Source organism: Clostridium sp. UBA7791 (genome assembly GCF_002480755.1).
In the GTDB taxonomy this organism is placed as follows: Bacteria; Bacillota; Clostridia; order Clostridiales; family Clostridiaceae; genus Clostridium_J; species Clostridium_J sulfidigenes.
On the sequence record NZ_DLCT01000013.1, the window covers coordinates 133,539 to 151,214 of the forward strand.

Genomic DNA, 17,676 nt, shown 5'->3' on the forward strand with positions numbered 1-17,676 from the left:
AATATCCTCCATCCTAAATCATGCTTTTTATATATCTGCTTTTATTTTCAAATAAATCACTTACTAATACTATCATAGACTTTTTCAATTTTCTTACAGTAGTTTTTTATATTATAGTTGGTTTTTATAAATTCACGTCCATTTTTCCCAAGATCAATTCTTAATTGTTTATCCTCTTTCAAATTTCTTAATTCTTCCATAAAACTTCTATAATCTCCTGGCTTTATGAGCCTTCCTCTATGAGAGTTTATAACTTCACTTATACTTCCTACATCCATTGCTACAACAGGTATTCCAAATGCCATAGCTTCCAGTATTACCATTGGAAGACCTTCGTAAAGTGAAGGTAGAAAAAACACATCTATAATAGGGAAAAAATCATATACATTTTCTTCGAATCCTGTAAATATAAAAAACTCACCCAATTCTAATTTTTTTACCATAGACCTAATTTCTTCTTCTTGTGTTCCGCTTCCAATTATGAAAATTTTTGTATCTATAAATTTTTCCTTATATTTATCAAATTCTTTTATAAAAGGTATAAGTCCCTTTTCTTCATCTAATCTACCTACAAATCCTATTACTTTTCCATTCTGTGGAATGATATATTTTGTAGCTATCCACGCCCTTTTATTACTTTTAAAATTTATTATTTCTTCTACATCCATAGCATTAGATAATATAGATATTTTTTCCCTATTAAGATAATTTGTATTTTCTTTATAAAAATCATATACAACCTTACCACAAGTAATATTGTAATCATATTTTGGCCTTAATAACTTATCAATACTACTATTTAATCCATTACTATTTATCCATGGATAGCAACTATGAATATGTGATATTACCTTTATATCTACTCCATATATACTCTTTACTAAATAAGCATGTATTGAAGCATTATTATCATGAGCATGGACTATTTTTATATCATTATCCCTTATAATATTTTTAAGATACTTTATATTTTTTAAAATATGCTTCTTAGAAAAACTTAAGGAATAGCTATTTATATTATTATCCTCAAAACTTTTTTTAAGCTTGTCCCCACCACATAGGACTATCGACTCATAATTAGTTAAATTCTTACAAATTAGCAGCACCATTTTTTCAGCTCCACTTAGCTTATTCATTGGTAATATATGAAGACACCTTTTCATATTTTTACATCCCTTCAATATATATTTTCATTGCTACTTATTAAATTCTAGTAATAAGTTATGCTTTATAAATTTATATTTTTTTCAGGCAAATAGTAGTCTTGTAAATCTAAAGTATCATATATATACTCCAACTCACTTATTACATTATTTAAATCATATTTCTCTATTTCCTTAGGTGTATTAAAGCTTCTATCTCCTTCTAGATAATATTCCTCTATAGCTCTTGCAGTAGCTTCATAATCTCCCACTTCTACTAGCTTACCTATACTTTCATTTTCTATAAGATCTCTTATTCCTCTTATATTAGTACCTATAACTTTTTTCCTATGTGACATAAACTCCATTATACTTTTAGGCAACCCTTCTCTATAGGAGAGTAATATCCCTATATCTGAAATTTTTATAAGCTCATTTATGTTTTCTCTATAACCTAAAAAACTTATATTTTCTTCTATTCCCCTTTTTACTATTTCCTCTTTTAACTCTTTTAGCTTATTTCCTTCTCCTACACTAATTGCCTTAATCTTTGGATACTTATCTTTTATAAGTTCCAACGCCTTTATAAGCTGAAGTTGGTTTTTATTATGATTTAATTCTGCTATCATAAGTATTATAAAATCATCTTTATCAAAAGAGAGCTTCTTTATATTAAGCACTTCTGCCTTTAGTTCAGTCCGTCTAATATCCTCTATATTTATACCTACTCCATTAACTAAGTAACACATTTTAGGCTTTAACTTATTTTTAGTTATTTCATAGTCTTCATTATTAATATTTATTATTACATCTGTAAATCTAGCCATAAGCTTCTCCATAGGATAAAACATACACCATGCTATCTTAGGTGCACCTTTATAAAAGTGATAGCCATGAGCTGTATATATAATTTTTATTTTAGGAAACCAAAGTTTTAATATTCTTCCGTATAATGCTGCTATAGGTGTATGAACATGGACAACATCATATTTATTTATCTTTTGTATAAATCTTAATCTCCAAAAAGCTTTAAAATTTCTTAAACTTAAAGGTTTTCTACAAAATGGTACATTGTATACTTTAACTCCTTTGGATATTAATCTCTTGTCTATAGGTTTATCTATAAAGCATGCGCAATCAACAACATATCCTTTATCTATTAACATTTCTATATGTGGAATTAAAAATGCATTAATTGTTCTACTTACTGTTGTTATATATAATATCTTTTTCATAAACTTCCTCTTCCCTTATGACCCTTGCAGGAACTCCTACAGCAGTACTATAAGCTGGGATATCCTTTACTACTACAGAGCCAGCTCCTATTATTGATCCCTTTCCTATTTTTAAATTTTGAATTACCGTAGAGCAGGATCCCATAAGTACTCCTTCTTCAATAATATCTCCTCCTGAAATATTTACGTTCCATAACAAGGATACATAATCTTTTATAATAGAATCATGACCAATACCACATTTAGGACTTATTATTACATGTTCTCCGATTTTAATATCTGTTGTTAAAATTGCTCCTTCATATATTATTGTCCCATGTCCCACAGTCATAAAATCATGTATGGATACTCTTGGATGAATTAAAGTTGCGAATTTAAACTTTCCCTCTAACTTTGAAACTATTTCTTTCTTTACTCTATAGTTTGATATAGCTACAACAACATATATGTCTTTACTAATGTAATTTAATAACTCAACATTTCCTATAATTCTATGTCCGTTTAAAGTTTTCCCTAAATTTGTTGGATTATCATCTAGGAATCCAATTATATTCCAAGTTGGTTTAAAATTATTAATTTGATTTATTATTAATGCAACTTCTCTTCCAACTCCTCCTGCTCCTATAATGATAACTTTTTTCATAGCAACTTCCTCTTTTTCACATTTAATAAAACAAATCTATGACAATTGATTTTTAAAGTCAAAGATTAATATGTTTAATTTGATATTTTAAGCATTAACTTTTTTTGTTTTATATTTTTCATAATTTCTTCTTCTTGATTTTATACTAAGAAAACTCTTTTTTTCTTTAGTATAATATTTATAATAAGAATCTGTTCTCTTTATGTCGCAACTATTCAGTATACTTCCAACTACATTTGCATTTACCTTTTTTAATTCTTTATATGCTAAATTAATATCTTTTTCTCTAGTTTTACCGTACTTCACCACTATAATTGTTGCATCTGCTTTACCTGCAAGAATGCTGGCATCAGTAACAGCTAGTAACGGTGGAGTATCTAATATTATATAGTCATAGATACTTCCTATATTTTTTAAAAATCCTTCAAAAGTTTTCGAACCTAAAATTTCTGCAGGATTAGGAGGAATAGTACCTGATGATATTACTGATAGGTCAGAAGTAAATTCTTGTATAGATTCTTTTAAATTATCTTTATCAATTAAACAATCCGTAATTCCCTTTAAATTAGAAAGCCTAAATTTTTTATGTAAAGATGGTCTTCTAAGATCACAATCTATAATTAAAACTTTATTTCCACTTTCACTTAAACAAAGTGCTAAATTACCAGCAATTGTTGATTTCCCCTCTCCTGGTACTGAACTAGTTATTACAATGGTCTTTATTGCTTTATCAACAGATGAATATTTTAAACTTGTGCGTATGGATTTATAAGATTCAGCAGATATAGAATGTGGCATTTTATTGTATATAAACATTACTCTCTTCCTCCCTTAAATCCTTTTTCGTGCTTAGGTATATTTCCTAATACTGGTACTGGCAAAACTTTTTCTAATCTAGAGTTACTCTTAATAGTGTCATCAAGATAATCTATAAAAAATATTAATCCCAAAGAAAATATTACACCAACTCCGAAGTATATAAGCATTAGCTTCTTTTTATTAGGTACTATGGGATATACTTTACTACTATCTATAATTCTCGGCTTAGCATCTGGAATTATAGTTTTTGCTTGCTCATTAAACTCTTCACATATAGCTGTTAGTACCTGTTCTGCTCCCTCCATATCATTAGTATTATATGTTACTGTAAATATAGGTGTATTCTCTGATGCAGAAAACCCTAATGAATTTTTCACTTCCCAAGACGACTTGTTAATTTTATATTTTTTCAATGTTTCATTTAAAAAATCATCTACCCTAATTATTTCATTAAAGGTATTCATAAATTCATTGTAATATTGAATTTCATTCTGAGAATAATAGTCCATTAGATTATTTCCTCTACCAACGTAAATTTTCGCTGTAGCTTGATAACTTGTAGTCATTAATGAAGCTTTATAACCACCTAAACATGATATAGCTCCAGTAATTAATATTAAAATCCAAATTTTTTTCTTTAGTAAATATACTATTTCATCAAAATTTATCAATTTTTCATCCATAAATTTCATCCTCCTTTAATTGCTTCCATTAAAGTATTCCATGGTAATATTATCATCTTGGTTTATTCCATCTTTTTTAATAACTTTATATATGGTTAAAAATAAAATTTTCAAATCTAAAAGTAGGGACCAGTTACACACGTACCATATGTCTAATTTAAATTTTTCTGTCCATGATATAGCATTTCTACCATTAATTTGTGCCCACCCCGTAATTCCTGGTAGAACCTGATGCCTTTTTAACTGCTCTTGTGAGTATAAACTTAAATACTCTTTTAAAAGAGGTCTTGGTCCTACTAAACTCATATCTCCTTTTATAACATTTATAAGCTCTGGTATTTCATCAAGGCTTAATGCCCTCAGTGTTTTTCCTATTGTTGTGTGCCTCTTTTCATCTGGTAATACCTTCCCATTTTCATCCTTTATATCTTTCATTGTTCTAAACTTAATCATTTTAAAAATCTTATTCCTTTTTCCTACCCTCTCTTGTATAAAAAAAATTGGTTTTCCTAATTTAATCTTTATTATCAGTGCTATAATAATTAACATAGGTAATAAAATAATAAGTCCTAATATTGAAATAGCAACATCAAATATTCTTTTTATAAACATATTCTCCTCGAACTTTCTTAAATTTTATCTCTGTCTTTTTAAATGTAAATTTATTTTTTAAATTTTATATTAACCAAGTATAAATTACTTATAATTCCAAACTTTATTTAAATAATCTTTTTATAGCATCTATTACCCTTTGTTGATCTTCAATTGTCATTTTTGTATCTGATGGAAGACAAATTCCTCTTTCAAATATATCTTCACATACACTTATACCTACATCATTGTGATTAAAAAAACTAAATCCTTTATAATAAGGTTGAAGGTGGATAGGCTTCCAAACATGTCTAGATTCTATATTTTCTTTTTCTAAAGCTTTTATTATATCTATAGGTTTAATTTTGCATCCTTTAGATAAAGTCATCACACTAAGCCAATAATTTGATGTTCCATAGTCACAAATTTCTTCCATATCAATCCACGGAATATTCCTAAAATTTCTATCATAAAATTTAAAAATACTTTTTTTCTTAGCTATTCGTTGATTCAATATTTTAAGTTGACCTCTACCTATTCCTGCTAAAATATTACTCATTCTATAGTTATATCCAAGCTCTGAATGTTGATAATATCTAGCCTTGTCTCTAGCTTGAGTGGCCCAAAATCTTGCTTTCTCTATGGCATTCATATTATTTGATACAAGCATTCCACCAGCAGAAGTAGTTATTATCTTATTTCCATTAAAAGAGAATACTCCAAATTCACCCATGGTTCCAGTTTGCTTACCCTTATAAGTTGCACCTAATGATTCTGCAGCATCTTCTACAATAGGCACATCATAAAAGTTGCAAATTTTTATTATTTCGTCCATATCTGCACTTTGACCATATAAATGAACTACAATTACCGCTTTAGGCTTCATATTTTTTTCTTCATAATATTCAAAAGCTCTTTTTAATGCTTTGGGAGACATATTAAAACTTTCAGGTTCTGAATCAATAAATACTGGAACAGCTCTTTCATATATTATTGGGTTACAACTTGCTACAAAAGTTAATGATGAACAAAAAACTAAATCATTATTTTTTACATCTAATAGCTTCAATGCCATATGAATTGCTGAAGTTCCAGAGCTTAGTGCCAAGCCTCTTTTTACTTTTACATAGTTTGCTATCTCATTCTCAAAATTCTCTACATTAGGACCCATTGGTGCTATCCAATTAGTATCAAAAGCCTCAAGTACGTACTTAATTTCTTCCTCACCCATATGTGGCGATGAAAGGTATATTTTCCTCCTGCTATCTTCATTAATTATTTCACTAAACCTATTTTGCTCTGCTAATTCTAAAATTTCTTTACTTTCATCTATTTTGTTGAACTTTATTGATTGAATAATATCCTTGTTACTTTTCATATTTTCCACTATATACTTCGCCTCCTTTCATGGGATAATATGTAAAAAACTCTTTCCTTTTCCTTAAAACTTTTATATTAAAATCCCTAACCACGAATCAATATTAAGTTTTATTATTATAAAATCTGATTAAAATTTTTGTTTATATATTAAATCCACTATTTTTGTATAAATAATTAACATATAGTTCTACATTACAATATTACCACTTTTTTACATTTGTTTCATTTAGTTTTCTTCGTCTTTTTATCCTAGGAAATAACAATGCCTTTTTGCATGATACTTTATTTGTATGTATATGCACTTATTTATACATACTTCTACTTTATATAACTAATTATTTTAATAATAAAATTCTTCTTTCACCCTAAAGTTACAATAAAACTTTTATAATATTGAATAAAAGTTTTAGTATATAGTAAAAGAGTGTGCCTAGCATTGCTATGACACACTCTAATAAAATTTATTTGTTGCACTACTCTCTACTTTAGTTTTAGGCTCTATGTTTAATGAAAGTGATAGAATTTGGAGAGAATTTATATTTTCATATAACAAATAGATATATATTAAACTATTTATATATGTTAATAGGAAACTATATAAATAGTTAACTATTTGTTGTGGCCTCAAGGGTTTCAGAGATTTTCTTATTTTGAAAAAGTAAAATTAGCCAATGATATTCTATCACTCTGGAACTAATTCTAATCTTTTATCCACTTTATCAACTAGTATAATGTTAGTAACCTCTACATTTCCTCTATTAATAACTATAAATCATTTTAATCTATAATTTTATTAAGCTATACATATAGATTCTCTGTATAGTATGAGATTTTCATTAGAATTGTACCATTTAACTATTGTTAAAATTCATATATAATTTCATAATGATAATATATAAGTGTAAATATTATGGAAATTATAAATAAATGTTAATATTTGTTTATAATTATTTACATTCCATTTTTTATATGGTACACTATATTTAAATTGTTAGATAATAATAATTATTAAATAATAACTTACTTTTAATGGTAATGTTATAGAATAAGAAAGTGGGGAATAAAGATGGGAAATCTAAAAGGAACTAAAACAGAAGCTAATTTAGCAACAGCATTCGCAGGAGAATCTCAAGCTAGAAATAAATATACTTTTTATGCTTCAAAAGCTAAAAAGGAAGGATATGAGCAAATTGCTGCTCTTTTCACTGAAACTGCAAATAATGAAAAAGAACATGCAAAAATATGGTTCAAGCTTCTTCATGATGGCATAGGTGATACTATGGAAAACCTTAAAGATGCAGCTGCTGGTGAAAACTATGAGTGGACTGATATGTATGCTACTTTTGCAAAAGAAGCTAGAGAAGAAGGCTTTGATAAAATTGCAAACTTATTTGAAGGTGTAGGTAAAATTGAAAAAGAGCATGAAGAAAGATATTTAGCTTTATTAAAAAATATTGAAGACGGAAAAGTATTTGAAAAAGAAGAAAAAGTGATATGGCAATGTGCTAATTGCGGATTCATCTATGAAGGAGAAAAAGCACCAAATGCATGTCCTGTTTGTGCACATCCTCAAAGCTACTTCCAATTATTAGCTAAAAACTATTAATATTAAAATAACAAGGGTATTGAATCAAGAATTAATTCTAGATTCGATACCCTTATTTAATATGTTTTATTCTATATTAAAGTCTTATTCTATAGGCATTAACTTTTGATATATTTCACTTCTATACCTCTTATCTAAAAGCATTATGGTACCCTTATCTTCTTCAGTTCTAATAACCCTTCCCATAGCCTGTATAACTTTGTTCATTCCTGGAAATGTATACGCATAGTGAAATCCCGGTTCCCCTATTTCGTTAAAATATTCTTCTATTAATTTTCTTTCAAAGGATATTTTAGGTAATCCAACTCCCACTATAATCGCTCCCTTAAGTCTATCCCCAATTAAATCTATTCCTTCTGAAAATACTCCTCCTAGAACTACAAAACCTATAGTTCTCTCCTTACTATTTTTATCTACATCCATCAAAGAAAATCTTTCCAAGAATTCTTCTCTTTCTTCCTCTGTCATAACACTTTCTTGTAAGTATATATTATGTTCACTAAAATTCTTACAGTAAACTTCATATACTTTTGTCATATATTCATAGGAAGGAAAAAACACTAAAAAGTTTCCCTCATAATTATTTAGAGTTTCATTGATATATTTACAGATTGGGTAATAACTTTTCTCTCTGTACTTGTATCTAGTATCAATGTCATATTTTAGAATCAAATTTCTATTTTCTGGTGGAAAGGGAGACTGAAGTTTTATGCTATAACTTTTATCATCTCCACCTAGTAGATTTTTAAAATAATTCATTGGAGACAGAGTGGCTGAAAAAAATATATTACTTATATTACCTTTTATACACTGTTTTATCACATTACTTGGGTTTAAACAGAATATTTTTATCCGGATATCCATATCTTCATTATTACAGTATAGTACAAAATCCTCTGAAAATAACTCTCCAATTCTAATAAAATCTAAGAAAGAAAAATATACATTTAAAAATATTTCATCTATGGTTTCACCAATGTGTTCTTTTAAATAATTTTCACCTTCTGTTGCAAAAAGCCTGAAAAGAACTAGCATTTCTCCGGGTCCTTCATCTATTACTATATTACCCTTTTCACCTATTGTATATTCCTTTAGTTTCTTAATTATTTTATTTATTATACCTATTAGTTTTTTATTTTTATATTTAAATTCTTTTTTTAATTCTTTCAAATCACTTTCTTTTATCTCAGCAGAATACATTTCTCTTCCACGGTCTACTAAATTATGTGCCTCATCAATAAGAAATATATATGGTGTATCATCAAATGCCATTCTCTTTATCATAGCTTTAGGATCAAAGAAATAGTTATAATCACCTATTATAAAATCACACCAAGCAATTAAATCTAAGGAAAGTTCAAAAGGGCATACCTTAAATTGCCTGCTGTACTCCTCAATAATCTGTTGATTAAAAACTTCATTGTTTTCTATCATAGCTAATATGGCGTCATTAACTCGATCAAAATGTCCCTTTGCATATTCACAGGCATCGCCATTACATATTCTTTCCTCTAGAAAACAAATCTTATCTTTTGCAGTAATAGTTAATGTTCTAAGCCTCATACCAGAGTCTCTTAATATGCCTAAGGTATTTTCAGCCACTCCTTTAGTAATATTTTTTGCTGTAAGATATATAAGCTTAGCTGAATTATTTATAGTAAAAGACTTTATTGCAGGAAAAATTGTTGAAATAGTTTTTCCTGTCCCCGTAGGTGCTTCAATGTAAATATCTTTTTTCTCTTTAATAGTTCTATATATATTTATAGCTAGTTCCCTTTGACCCTTCCTATAATTTTTAAAAGGAAAATCTAACTTTTCAATAGAGTTATTTCTTAGTTCTATCCAACTACTCTGAAGATGAATCCACCTTGTATACCTGCCCATCACTTCATTGAAAAATTCCTTTAGTTTTTCCCTTAAAAAAGTTTTTGAAAAGGTCTTTGTATGCAAACTTTCTCTGTGACAATATATAAGATCTATATCTATTTCACTTAGGTTTTCTTCTTCACAATAGATATGCCCATATAGTTTTCCTTGGGCCCAGTGAAGAAAGTTTTCATTTTCTTCAAGTGTAAGTAAGTCCTTCATGGTAGTCTTTATCTCTATTATTTTAACTCTAGTGTTACTACCTTTCTGTGAACTAATAATAACACCGTCGGCTCTCCCTTCTAAAATAATATTTATTTCCTTATAGCATAACTCTCTTGATAGATACATCTCATTAATATAGATCTTCTCTTCTGATTCATCACATTGCTCTTTAAGTTCCTTTTGTATGACTTTATGAAGTCTAGTCCCCTCTTGAGCTGATCCAATACCCCCTATTCTATCATCAATATCCCCTTGTCTATAAATAAATTCTATTAAATTTCTAACAGATATTCTCATATTATTTTCTATCATATTCTTCTCCTAAAAGGTATATCCATGATTAAACCTAGTACTTACTTATTTTGTTTCTGGGTTTCCATCTCTTCAAAAATTTCATTTAGATATTCCCATCTTTCTAATAAAAAATTCAATTCATCTTTTAATCTATTTTGATCTTCCAGTAACTGTTGTAACTTTACAAAATCACTTCCACACTGGTTTATCTCTGTCTCTACTGTGGCAATATCTTCCTCTTTTTTTTCAATTTCATCATCTATGGTATCAAATTCTTTTTGCTCTTTAAATGTAAATTTTAATTTAGTTGGCTTTTCTTTACGATTTTTATTTTCATCATATTTCTTTTCTTTGTTAGTACTTGATGTAGCAACTTCTTCTTCAGCCTTTATATCCCTATACTCTTTATAATCACTATAATTTCCTACAAGCTCTAAAATCTTTCCTTGTCCTTCAAAGCTAAAAATCCTATTGGCAATTCTATCTAGGAAGTATCTATCGTGGGATATGGCTATTACCGTACCATTAAATCTATCCAAATAGTCTTCCAGAATTGTTAAAGTCTGAATATCTAAGTCATTGGTTGGCTCATCTAAAAATAATACATTAGGTGCTTCCATTAGTATTCTTAAAAGATATAATCTTCTCTTCTCTCCACCAGACAATTTAGATATAAAACTATGCTGCATGGTTCCATCAAATAAAAAGTTCTCTAACATTTGAGAAGCAGTAATTTTACTTCCATCATTTGTAGTTATATACTCAGCTATTTCTTTAATATACTCGATAACTCTCATAGTTCCATCTAATTCTATATTTTCTTGGGTAAAATATCCTATCTTAACAGTTTCACCTTGTGTAACTTCTCCCTTATCAGGGCTTAATCTTCCACTTATAATATTCAATAAAGTAGATTTACCCATACCATTATTCCCTATAACTCCTACTCTCTCTTCCTTAGTAAAGATATGACTAAAATCCTTTATAATTACCTTGTCTCCAAAGTCCTTGCTTATATTATCAAGCTCTAATATCTTCTTTCCTAACCTTGAACCAGCTGTATTTAATTCCATTCTATCTTCATCTATCTTATAGGATGTTTCTTTTAACTCTTCAAACCTATCAATCCTTGCCTTTTGCTTAGTAGATCTCGCCTTAGCTCCTCTTTTTATCCACGCTAACTCTTTTCTGTAAAGATTTTGTCTTTTACTCTCAAGCGCTTCAAAAAGCTGCATTCTCTCTGCTTTTTTCTCTAAAAATACAGAATAATTTCCTTGATAAGAATAAAGTTCTCCCCTATCTAGTTCAAAGATCCTATTAGTAATTCTATCTAAGAAGTATCTATCGTGGGTTATCATTATAACCCCACCTTTTCTTTTTTGTAATAGCTCCTCCATATAATCAATTATTTCATTATCCATGTGGTTAGTAGGTTCATCCAATATTAAAAGATCACAAGGAGTTATTAGCACATTACAAAGCCCTACTCTCTTTCTTTGCCCTCCAGAAAGCTTTCCCATTTTAGCATCAAAATCCGTTATACCTAACTTTGTTAGTAATGCTTTTGCCTCACTTTCTATTTGCCAACCTCCTAATGCGTCAATTTTACTAGTAAGCTTAAATAACTGTTGTTGCAGCTTTGAATTATCACTATTGGTTTTTAGTTCTTCTAATACATGTTCATACTCTCTTAGTACTTCCATTATTTCCCCGGCACCATTAAAAACATGATCCATAATCCTATCCTCTGGATTAAACTCAATATGTTGAGGTAAATAAGATATGTTCAGTCCATTCATCTTTGTAATTGTACCAGAATCCTCTTGTTCTATTCCTGCAATTATTTTTAATAATGTAGACTTTCCAGCTCCATTTACACCAATTATTCCAACTTTATCTTCTGATGTTATGGTTAGTTTAACATCTGTTAATAATGGTTTTTCACTATAACTCTTATATATATTTTCAAGTGTTATTAAATTCATATGTATCATCCTCTATTCTTAGCTATGTTTAATTATTTATTTTTTTTATAATATCTTCTATTTATAAAACCTTTCCTATGGACATTATACCTAATCGAGAAAGAAATAAAAACCTTTAGATACTATTATTATCTAAAGGTTTTTACTTAATATTTAATATTTATAGGAACTTTATACTATATTTCTAATCAAATTTATCCTAAAAAATATAACTTTCATAAAATAAAACTATAAGAAATGTGTTATACCGCTACATCTTCAGGCTCTTCTTTCTTTTTTTCACCTATAGTAGATAAATTAATTCCTAATCCTTTTTGTATTATTCTAATAATTGGAAGAGAAATTAAACCATCTATAACGTGATGAATTATAGTTCCTATTCCTGTTACAACAATTGATAAAACTATATTGCCTGTAAATATAAGTACTACTAATCCTTCAAAAATTCCATGTATTGGTGCTGTAAAAGCTACAACTTTACCATAAGACATTTTTTTCACAATCATTTTAGCTCCAATGTATCCTACTACTATATGAGATGATGCTCTCATTGCTACAATTGGATCTCCTATAGCAAATAAAAAACCTACCACTGAACCAATTCCAACTACTGCAGCCTCAAAAGGTCCTAAGAACATAGCAATAAACATAGGTACGTGTGATGCCAAAGTTGCAGAGAATGGTGGTATATATACCTTAAGAAAAGGCCCAAATATTACTGGTATTATAATAGACATAGCTATTAATAATGAACTAATTACCATCTTTTTTAGATTTGTTTTCATTTTTATCCTCCTACCTGTACTGTATATACATTAGTATATATCATAAAGTTACAGTTGTAAATAGAAAGTATCCATTATAAAAAAACAATGGATACTTTCTATTTAAATCAGTTATAAATTTGACCTTTTTTTTCTTTTAACGCTAATAATAACTTATCACATATTACAGGTATGCTATACATTCTAACTCCTACTGCATCATATATGGCATTTAATATAGCTGGAGCTGTAGGTATCATTACAGGCTCTCCAATTCCTTTAGCTCCATAAGGACCTGATTCCTCAAATTCCTCCACAAAATAAGTATCTATATGTGGTACATCTTTACTGGTTGGTATTATATAATTTGAAAAATTTCTATTTTTTATAGAACCGTTTTCTATTTCTATTTCTTCCATAAGTGCATAACCTATTCCCATGGCAACTCCGCCTTGTGCCTGACCTTCTGCGGAAGCTGGATTTATTATTTTTCCTGCGTCATTTACAGCTATAACTTCAATTATGTCAACCTTGCCAGTTTCATCATCTACTTCAATAGTAACTTTTTGTGCTCCAAAGGTATAAGGCCAATAAGGATTACCTTCACCAGTTTCCATATCAATTTGTGAAGTTTCTGCTTTAAAATAACCTTCTGTCTTTATCGGAATTCCCTTTTCTTTCATTTGCTTATAAAGGAGCTTTATTTCTTCTTTATGAATACAGTTATCGTTTGATCTACTTAAACCTTTATTTAAATTACTTCTAAGTTTTTTACAAGCATCATATACAGCATTTCCTGTATTGTAAGTTTGTCTACTTGCTGCTGCAGTACCACTATCTTTTACAAAGCTAGTGTTATCATACATTACTTTAATTAGATTTTTATCTGTATTTAGTGTTTCTGTAGCAATTTGCCACATCACACTTATACCACCAGAACCTACATCTGAAACTTCCACATATACTACAATTTCACCATCTTCCCTAAGTTCTGCCGTTGCTCTTGATTCATCAGGAAACCCATTTCCATACCCAGTACCATAAAATATAGTAGCATACCCTACACCACGGTTCTTCATATCAATTTCACACCTTCTTTTAAATTTCTACTCCATCAAGGTCTGCAAGCTTTTCTATACATTTTTTAAGACCTACACTTGATTTTAACACTTGACCTGTAGCAGTTTTATCTCCTACTTTAAAAGCATTTATATATCTAAATTTTAGTGGGTGAATCCCAATCTTTTCAGCTAACATATCCATCTGACTTTCTGTAGCAATAGGACATTGTGTTGCTCCAAATCCTCTCATTGCCCCACTATATGGATTATTGGTATATACAGCCATGGCTCTTATATCTACATTTTGTATATTATATGGACCGGTAGCATGTACTGCGGCCTTTCTTAATACATTTATCCCCCATGAAGCATATGCACCAGTATCTCCATAGATTCTAGCTTTTAACGCACAAAGTTTACCATCTTCTCTCACCCCTGTTTTTAAAAAAATTTTCATAGGGTGTCTTTTACTATGGGATATAGTAGATTCTTCTCTATCATAAACTACCTTAACTGGTTTTTCAGTCAAATAAGCTGCAATTGCCGCGTGACATTGTGGATTAATATCTTCTCTACCTCCAAAGGCTCCACCAATAGTCATATTTCTAATTCTAACCTTTTCTTCCTCAATATTCAAGCACCTAGCTACCTCTTCTCTATCATAATGTGGATATTGAGTTGCAACATATACTTCTACCACTCCCTCTTCATCAACTCTGCTTACAGATGCCTCAGGCTGTAGAAAAGCATGTTCTACCATAGGAGTATTATACCAGTTCTCTACTATATATTTAGCTTCCTCAAATCCATCATCAATATTCCCTTTTTTTATCTTTAAATCATAAAGTAAATTACTTACTTCACCTAAAATTGGAGCATCTTCTTTTAAAGCATCCTCAATATTAAAAATACCCTTAAACTCTTCATACTCTATTTTCACATTATTTAAAGCGTCTTTTAAAGCTTCCTTATTTTTAGCAACTATTATAATTATGGGATCCCCTACTCTTTTAATTATATCTTTTACAAGAGTAGGAATATCCTTAAATACAACACCATGACTTATAGCTCCTGGTATCATAGTATAATCTATGACCATTTCCACATCTTCCATGGATCTTATTTCTTCCATATTTATATTTTTAACTTTTCCATAGGGAATTGTACTTCTTTTTACTCCAGCATATAACATACCTTCAAATTCTAAATCGTCAGGATAAATCGATTTACCTAGTACTTTATTGTATACATCTGGCCTTATAAGTCCTCTTCCAACAGACTCCATTGCAACCTCTCCTCTAATTATTTTTCAACTTGCTTTGAGCTAAAATTATGCCTTGAACTATTTTGTCATAACCTGTACACCTGCAAAGGTTTCCTGAAATACTTTCCCTTATTTCCTCTTCAGTTGCATCTATGTTTTTATCTAGTATAGCTTTAGCACTTAGTATCATTCCTGGAGTACAATATCCGCATTGAACTGCTCCTACCTCCATAAAAGCTTCTTGAATGGGATGTATTCCGTTATTACTAATACCTTCTATAGTAATTATTTCGCAACCATCTAAAGTTGCAGCTAGTAAAAGGCAAGAATTCACGATTTTACCATCTAGAATAACAGTGCAAGCACCACACTCTCCTTCTCCACACCCTTCCTTTGTTCCTTTTAGCTTAATTTCGTCCCTTATAAAATCTATTAGTCTCATCATACTATTTATATTTCTTTTATATTCAATTCCATTTATTTTTATATTTACTTCTACCACAACATACCTCTTTTCTATAATTCAAAATTATATCTACTGCTGTAAAGCGTTATCTAAGGCTCTTTTAAATACACCTTTAATTGCCTCCCTTTTAAAAGGCATAGTTTTCCTACCCTCAATGCTTTTCTCTACAATACTTTCTAAATATTCTAAAGCTTCTTCAGAATATAGCCATTTAATATCTTTTCCCAAAGACCTTTCTTCTAACTCTTTAGCCCTAAAGGGATATCTTCCAACTGCTCCAAGACATATATTTATAGCACAAATCCTATCTTTTTTTATTTCTAAATTTACAGCAGCACTTACTCTTGAAATGGCTAAAGAATTTCTTTTACCTAACTTGTAATAGCCACTTATGTTTTGTGTTTTAGGTATAATAATATGAGTTAATATTTCATTTTCTTTTAATCTCTCTTCTTTATAATTTTCAAAATATTCTTCGCAACTTACTCTTCTTATTGCTTCTTCTGATTCTATAAGTAATATTCCTCCTAAACTAATTATACAAGGTATTATATCAGCTGCTGATCCTCCATTAGCAATGTTACCTCCAACAGTGGCTACATTTCTAATTTGTGGTGATCCCATAGACATACTACAATTTAAAAGTAAATTACAGTAATCCTTTATAATATTATTTTCAATTAAATCACTAAAAGTCACCATAGCACCAATATATATTTCATCCTTATCATCTACTATTTTTTTCAAATCTGAAATTTTTTCTAAGGAAACTATGGATTCGCACTTTACTTTATTTCTTTTAAAGTCTAGAACTAAGTCTGTTCCCCCAGCTAACAGTTTAAGATTAGAATGATCTTTCATATATTCTTTAACTTCTTCTATAGTTTTAGGACTGTAAATTTTCAACACTTTTACGCTATACCCCCATTCATATATATTTATTCAATTTATTCATTTTATTCAAATTTATTACATATAATTTTTAAAAAAATCTTCTATATTAAATATATAGAAGACTTATTTTACTGTAATGACATTATTTTATTTTGTTTTGTTGCATGCCGTTAATATCATCTCTTCTGCAACTTGAAAATAATCATCTAAATCAAATTTCCCTTCGTCGATTAAGTACTGTAATGAAGCCCCTAACATTAAGGATACCATTACAAAAGGAATATTTCTCATAGTTTTATCATCAATTCCTTCTTGTTCTTCTTTAGAAAAAGTCTCTTCTATACTCTTTCTCCAGATATTAAAGGTATTTTGAAATATAATCCTTATCTCTTCATTTACAGTTCCTTGAACCCAATAATCAATTTGGGCATATTCCATCTTTTTATTTATTAAAATATCATCTTTTTTCTGTTCAAAGAACCCTTGAATATTTTCAGTAACAGTTTTAGCTTCAGTATCTATATAGTTCTTACGACCCTTAGAAAACTCCTCTTGTATGCTATTAAGTAATGCTACCATAATATCATTCTTAGTAGAGAAGTGATAGTGTAGGTTAGCTTGGCTCATATTAGCCTCCTTAGCAATTATATGCATACGAGTTCCACTAATTTTTTCCTTAGATACTACTTCAAGTGCCGCTTTAAGTATCCTCTTATCCACATCTTTTTCCATGATTAACCTTCTTTCTCACTTAACCC

At 29.2% G+C, this 17,676-nt stretch carries 16 protein-coding genes; 1 reads left to right on the forward strand and 15 read right to left on the reverse strand.

Annotated elements, in window-relative coordinates:
- Positions 1 to 56: 56 nt before the first annotated feature.
- From B3Z56_RS16095 to B3Z56_RS16125, 7 genes are all read right to left on the reverse strand, one after another.
- A complete protein-coding gene (locus B3Z56_RS16095; protein ID WP_346876942.1) occupies positions 57 to 1,163 on the reverse strand; it encodes a glycosyltransferase family 4 protein in 1,107 nt (368 codons plus the stop codon).
- A 65-nt stretch (positions 1,164 to 1,228) separates the two neighbouring features.
- Positions 1,229 to 2,377: a glycosyltransferase family 4 protein gene (locus B3Z56_RS16100; RefSeq protein ID WP_346879187.1), complete on the reverse strand. Its 1,149-nt coding sequence runs from the start codon at positions 2,375 to 2,377 to the stop codon at positions 1,229 to 1,231.
- Positions 2,343 to 3,020 carry an acetyltransferase gene (locus B3Z56_RS16105; protein WP_346879188.1) on the reverse strand — a complete coding sequence of 226 codons (678 nt, stop codon included), beginning with the start codon at positions 3,018 to 3,020 and terminating at the stop codon, positions 2,343 to 2,345. Before B3Z56_RS16105 ends, B3Z56_RS16100 begins: the two co-directional genes overlap by 35 nt.
- Positions 3,021 to 3,107: 87 nt before the next feature.
- Complete coding sequence (locus tag B3Z56_RS16110; protein ID WP_346879189.1) at positions 3,108 to 3,836, reverse strand: CpsD/CapB family tyrosine-protein kinase; 729 nt, start codon at positions 3,834 to 3,836, stop codon at positions 3,108 to 3,110.
- On the reverse strand, positions 3,836 to 4,522 hold the full coding sequence (locus B3Z56_RS16115) for a YveK family protein (RefSeq protein WP_346879190.1): 687 nt from the start codon (positions 4,520 to 4,522) through the stop codon (positions 3,836 to 3,838). Before B3Z56_RS16115 ends, B3Z56_RS16110 begins: the two co-directional genes overlap by 1 nt.
- Before the next feature lie 15 nt (positions 4,523 to 4,537).
- Positions 4,538 to 5,134: a sugar transferase gene (locus tag B3Z56_RS16120; RefSeq protein ID WP_346846580.1), complete on the reverse strand. Its 597-nt coding sequence runs from the start codon at positions 5,132 to 5,134 to the stop codon at positions 4,538 to 4,540.
- 103 nt (positions 5,135 to 5,237) lie between these two features.
- A complete protein-coding gene (locus B3Z56_RS16125) occupies positions 5,238 to 6,344 on the reverse strand; it encodes a DegT/DnrJ/EryC1/StrS family aminotransferase (protein WP_346879356.1) in 1,107 nt (368 codons plus the stop codon).
- Positions 6,345 to 7,559: 1,215 nt separating this feature from the next.
- On the opposite strand from B3Z56_RS16125, the gene rbr reads away from it, so the two are divergent.
- Positions 7,560 to 8,099: a rubrerythrin gene (rbr, locus tag B3Z56_RS16130; RefSeq protein ID WP_346879191.1), complete on the forward strand. Its 540-nt coding sequence runs from the start codon at positions 7,560 to 7,562 to the stop codon at positions 8,097 to 8,099.
- Between the two features lie 84 nt (positions 8,100 to 8,183).
- Here the strand turns inward: rbr and B3Z56_RS16135 are convergent, their stop codons facing one another.
- The 8 genes from B3Z56_RS16135 to B3Z56_RS16170 form a co-directional block, all read right to left on the reverse strand.
- Positions 8,184 to 10,502 carry an ATP-dependent DNA helicase gene (locus B3Z56_RS16135; RefSeq protein ID WP_346879192.1) on the reverse strand — a complete coding sequence of 773 codons (2,319 nt, stop codon included), beginning with the start codon at positions 10,500 to 10,502 and terminating at the stop codon, positions 8,184 to 8,186.
- Between the two features lie 41 nt (positions 10,503 to 10,543).
- Complete coding sequence (locus B3Z56_RS16140; RefSeq protein WP_346879193.1) at positions 10,544 to 12,469, reverse strand: ABC-F family ATP-binding cassette domain-containing protein; 1,926 nt, start codon at positions 12,467 to 12,469, stop codon at positions 10,544 to 10,546.
- A gap of 242 nt (positions 12,470 to 12,711) precedes the next feature.
- Positions 12,712 to 13,254, reverse strand: coding sequence for an ECF transporter S component (locus tag B3Z56_RS16145; RefSeq protein ID WP_346846577.1), 543 nt, complete (start codon positions 13,252 to 13,254; stop codon positions 12,712 to 12,714).
- A 107-nt stretch (positions 13,255 to 13,361) separates the two neighbouring features.
- Positions 13,362 to 14,312, reverse strand: coding sequence for a xanthine dehydrogenase family protein molybdopterin-binding subunit (locus tag B3Z56_RS16150; RefSeq protein ID WP_346846576.1), 951 nt, complete (start codon positions 14,310 to 14,312; stop codon positions 13,362 to 13,364).
- Between the two features lie 19 nt (positions 14,313 to 14,331).
- Entirely contained in the window at positions 14,332 to 15,579 is a 1,248-nt protein-coding gene (locus B3Z56_RS16155) for a xanthine dehydrogenase family protein molybdopterin-binding subunit (RefSeq protein WP_346846575.1), read from the reverse strand.
- 13 nt (positions 15,580 to 15,592) lie between these two features.
- Complete coding sequence (locus B3Z56_RS16160; RefSeq protein WP_346846574.1) at positions 15,593 to 16,060, reverse strand: (2Fe-2S)-binding protein; 468 nt, start codon at positions 16,058 to 16,060, stop codon at positions 15,593 to 15,595.
- A 33-nt stretch (positions 16,061 to 16,093) separates the two neighbouring features.
- Positions 16,094 to 16,933: an FAD binding domain-containing protein gene (locus B3Z56_RS16165; protein ID WP_346879194.1), complete on the reverse strand. Its 840-nt coding sequence runs from the start codon at positions 16,931 to 16,933 to the stop codon at positions 16,094 to 16,096.
- 132 nt (positions 16,934 to 17,065) lie between these two features.
- On the reverse strand, positions 17,066 to 17,650 hold the full coding sequence (locus B3Z56_RS16170; protein ID WP_346846572.1) for a TetR/AcrR family transcriptional regulator: 585 nt from the start codon (positions 17,648 to 17,650) through the stop codon (positions 17,066 to 17,068).
- Between the last annotated feature and the right edge of the window lie 26 nt (positions 17,651 to 17,676).

Coding starts and splice junctions, on each gene's coding strand:
- B3Z56_RS16095 (WP_346876942.1), bottom strand. CDS start 1,163: ATGAAAAGGTGTCTTCATATATTACCAATGAATAAGCTAAGTGGAGCT.
- B3Z56_RS16100 (WP_346879187.1), bottom strand. CDS start 2,377: ATGAAAAAGATATTATATATAACAACAGTAAGTAGAACAATTAATGCA.
- B3Z56_RS16105 (WP_346879188.1), bottom strand. CDS start 3,020: ATGAAAAAAGTTATCATTATAGGAGCAGGAGGAGTTGGAAGAGAAGTT.
- B3Z56_RS16110 (WP_346879189.1), bottom strand. CDS start 3,836: ATGTTTATATACAATAAAATGCCACATTCTATATCTGCTGAATCTTAT.
- B3Z56_RS16115 (WP_346879190.1), bottom strand. CDS start 4,522: ATGGATGAAAAATTGATAAATTTTGATGAAATAGTATATTTACTAAAG.
- B3Z56_RS16120 (WP_346846580.1), bottom strand. CDS start 5,134: ATGTTTATAAAAAGAATATTTGATGTTGCTATTTCAATATTAGGACTT.
- B3Z56_RS16125 (WP_346879356.1), bottom strand. CDS start 6,344: ATGGGTGAGGAAGAAATTAAGTACGTACTTGAGGCTTTTGATACTAAT.
- rbr (WP_346879191.1), top strand. CDS start 7,560: ATGGGAAATCTAAAAGGAACTAAAACAGAAGCTAATTTAGCAACAGCA.
- B3Z56_RS16135 (WP_346879192.1), bottom strand. CDS start 10,502: ATGATAGAAAATAATATGAGAATATCTGTTAGAAATTTAATAGAATTT.
- B3Z56_RS16140 (WP_346879193.1), bottom strand. CDS start 12,469: ATGAATTTAATAACACTTGAAAATATATATAAGAGTTATAGTGAAAAA.
- B3Z56_RS16145 (WP_346846577.1), bottom strand. CDS start 13,254: ATGAAAACAAATCTAAAAAAGATGGTAATTAGTTCATTATTAATAGCT.
- B3Z56_RS16150 (WP_346846576.1), bottom strand. CDS start 14,312: ATGAAGAACCGTGGTGTAGGGTATGCTACTATATTTTATGGTACTGGG.
- B3Z56_RS16155 (WP_346846575.1), bottom strand. CDS start 15,579: ATGGAGTCTGTTGGAAGAGGACTTATAAGGCCAGATGTATACAATAAA.
- B3Z56_RS16170 (WP_346846572.1), bottom strand. CDS start 17,650: ATGGAAAAAGATGTGGATAAGAGGATACTTAAAGCGGCACTTGAAGTA.